Annotated in this window: 3 protein-coding genes; all 3 read right to left on the bottom strand. The window is 70.3% G+C overall.

Features of this window, described 5'->3' with window-relative positions:
* Window positions 1-218 precede the first annotated feature (218 nt).
* A complete protein-coding gene (locus V7Z54_RS06555; protein WP_334135281.1) occupies window positions 219-854 on the bottom strand; it encodes a hypothetical protein in 636 nt (211 codons plus the stop codon).
* A gap of 217 nt (window positions 855-1071) precedes the next feature.
* Window positions 1072-2169 (bottom strand): quinolinate synthase NadA, encoded by a 1098-nt coding sequence (nadA, locus tag V7Z54_RS06550; RefSeq protein ID WP_334135280.1) that lies wholly within the window; start codon window positions 2167-2169, stop codon window positions 1072-1074.
* A 235-nt stretch (window positions 2170-2404) separates the two neighbouring features.
* A complete protein-coding gene (gene nadC, locus V7Z54_RS06545) occupies window positions 2405-3301 on the bottom strand; it encodes a carboxylating nicotinate-nucleotide diphosphorylase (protein WP_334135279.1) in 897 nt (298 codons plus the stop codon).
* Window positions 3302-3382: the final 81 nt, after the last annotated feature.

The raw sequence follows: 3382 nt of genomic DNA, 5'->3' as shown, positions 1-3382 counted from the left end.
TCTTCTTGCGACGCCTCTTTTGTCTTCACAGGCCCGCCCAACACCGAGCACAGGCCGCCTGTGCCTCTGAGAACGACCGCAGCCGACGCGCATGCGGCACGCCGCTGTACGGGCCACCACCGATCCATCCGGCGACGGGAACGACAGCTGCCGACGGACACGACAGCGATGGCCATGGCACCCACCGCCCCCCGGTGGGTGCGGCAGGCAGCGCGCCGTCATGGGCGCACCAGTTCCCAGCGCGCGGCCAGCCGCCCGGCGAATGTCAACCGCAGCGACGCCCCGTCCGCCGCCGCCTGCAGACGCACCCCGGGCTGTGGCTGCGGCTCGATGCCCGCCACACGCAACAAGCCCGCGGGCCAGTGCAGCGTCAGGTCCGCCTCCATCGGCAGATAGCCATCCAGGTAGCGCCGCATCAGCGGCCCGGCATGCAGGCGCCAGCGTCCTTCCCCCGCGGGGTCGAGGGCGCGCGTGCGCAGCTCCACGCACACGCGCGCTCCGCGCCGCACGCCGGCCAGCTCCACGCGGTGCCCCTCCACCGTCGCATGCTCGATACCCTCAGTCTCCACAATACGGATCGACTGCACCCGCTCGCGGTTGAACAACACCACCACCCGCTGGTTGGGGTCGAGCCGCAGGTGACAGGTGGCCATGCGCACGACGCCGGTGCGCAGGCTCTCCTCATCCACCCAGGTTTCGGCGCGGTAGGCATAGGCCTCGGGGTCGGGACGCTCGGCCAGCAGCCGCAGCTCGCCCTCGCGCGCAATGTCATCGAACTCCAGCGGCCGTGCCGTGGTAGCCACCGCCGCCACCCCTACGGCCACCCCCACTGCCCAACGTGCCAACCCGGTCATCGTCACCCTTTCGCCGGTAAGGATTTGGCGATTGTGGAGCACGGCCGCCGCCGCTGGTACCCCCTGGGTCAATCCCACGCGCCGCGCAGGGGATCCGGGGCGGCGGACGCGCAACCGGGCCGCGCTCCAGCGCGGACCGGGCGCACCGTTTGATCACTGTACCGCAAGCGCCTACGCGGCGTCCCGGCACGGACGGGACACGCCGCCGGGCACGCGCTCAAGCCGCGCCGATGCCCGGCACCAGCGCCCCCACCGGCTGGCCGGCCTTGCGCGCGGCGGTGAAGGCCAGCATACGCTTGATCGGCTGCCGCGCACGCTCGATCAGTGCGGGGTCAACGTGGATTTCGTTGAGCCCCGTCTCCAGCACTTCCAGCACGCCGCGCAGGCCGTTCATCGCCATCCAGGGACAGTGCGCGCAGCTTTTGCAGGTGGCGCTGTTGCCGGCGGTGGGCGCCTCGATGAAGCGCTTGCCCGGGTTGAGCGTGCGCAGCTTATGCAGCATGCCGTTGTCGGTGGCCACGATGAACACCTCGGCGTCGAGCTCGGCGGCGGCCTTCAGGATCTGCGACGTGGAGCCCACCACGTCGGCCTGCGCCACCACCTCTGCCGGACTTTCCGGGTGCACCAGCACCTTCGCACCCGGATGGTCGCGGCGCAGCTGCTCCAGCTCAAACGCCTTGAATTCGTCGTGCACCACGCAGGATCCACGCCACAGCACCATATCGGCGCCGGTTTCGCGCTGGATGTAGGCCCCCAGGTGTTTGTCGGGCGCCCACAGGATTTTGTGCCCGGCATCGCGCAGCGCGCGCACGATATCGAGCGCGCAGCTGGAGGTGACCACCCAGTCCGCCTGGGCTTTCACCGCGGCGCTGGTGTTGGCGTACACCACCACCGTGCGGTCGGGATGCTGGGCGCGAAAGTCGGCGAAGTCCCCTGCCGGGCAGCCCACGTCCAGCGAGCACGTCGCATCCAGATCGGGCATGAGCACGGTCTTTTCGGGCGACAGGATCTTGGCCGTCTCGCCCATGAAGCGCACGCCCGACACCACCAGCGTCTGCGCCGGGTGGTCGCGGCCAAAGCGCGCCATCTCCAGCGAATCGCTGACGATGCCGCCGGTTTCCTCGGCCAAATCCTGCAGATCGGGGTGCACGTAGTAGTGCGACACCATCACCGCGCCGCGCTCGCGCAGCAGTGTGCGGATGCGGGCCTTGAGCGCCTCGCGCTCGGCGGGCGAGGGCTCCTCGGGCACGCGCGCCCACGCGTGGCGCGTGGTGCAAGCCGGTTGCTCCACATCGACTTCAATGATCCTGCTCATCCCACTGTCCTTCCTGCCCGCGGCGGCACACCCCGTCAGCCCATCCACCAGGATGCACCACCGCCCTCACGCCGCCTGTCGCGGGGCCAGCTCTGCGCACCGCGATACGGTGGCGTTGCCCTCACGCCACCCCCGAGCAAGCGCTGAGGACGGCTCCAACCATCCGAACGCTGGGCGCCACAGCACCGACCTTAGCTCCCGGCGCCCGTCTGCCGCGCTCACACCAAGCATCCCCTCAGGCATCATCGAGCGGCAGCAGCCGCATCGACAGGTCGATGGCTTTGACGTCTTTGGTCAGCGCACCCACCGAAATGCGGTCCACCCCAGTTTCGGCCAGCGCACGCACCGTCTGCAGGGTCACGCCACCGGAAATTTCCAGCACCGCCCCGCCACTGGGGTGCGCATCGTTGAGCCGCACTGCCTCACGCAGCGTCGCCAATTCCATATTGTCGAGCAGGATGACGCGTGCGCCCGCATCCAGCGCTTCCTGCAGTTGCGCCAGCGTCTCCACCTCGATCTGCACAAACAGCGCCTGCGGCGCTGCCGCCTGCGCCCGCTGCAGCGCCGCCCGCACGCCGCCAGCGGCGGCGATGTGGTTTTCCTTGATCAGCACTGCGTCGTACAGGCCCATGCGGTGGTTTAACCCCCCGCCGGTACGCACCGCATACTTCTGCGCCACCCGCAGCCCGGGTAGCGTCTTGCGTGTGTCGCAGATGCGCGCGCGGGTGCCCTCTACCGCCTCCACGTAGCGCGCGGTGTGCGTGGCCACCGCCGACAGCGTCTGCAAAAAGTTCAGCGCCGTGCGCTCGGCCGACAGCAGCGCGCGCGCCAGCGCCACCACCTCGAACACCACGCCGCCGGCTGGCACGCGCTGGCCATCGGGCACGCGCCAATCCCACTCGGCGAGCGGATCGAACGCCGCCAGCGCCGCGCGCACCCACGCTTGGCCACACACCACCGCCGCCTCGCGCGCGATCACGCGCGCCCGCATGCGCAGGTCCGGCGCCACCAGCGCGGCGGTCAGATCGCCCGCGCCCACGTCCTCAGCCAGTGCGCGCGCCACATCCGCCGCCGCCTGCTCGGCGATATCGGGCAACGGGGGCTGCAGAGCCAAGGGATCAGGACGGGTCATAAACGGACATCCTCCAGCAAAAACCGCGGGGCGATGCGGACCGCCGCGGCAGTGGCCCGCCGACAGACTCGCCGCCACCGC

This window comes from Tepidimonas sp. (genome assembly GCF_036824975.1).
Lineage (GTDB): Bacteria > Pseudomonadota > Gammaproteobacteria > Burkholderiales > Burkholderiaceae_C > Tepidimonas.
This window is presented reverse-complemented; position numbering and strand designations above follow the sequence as displayed.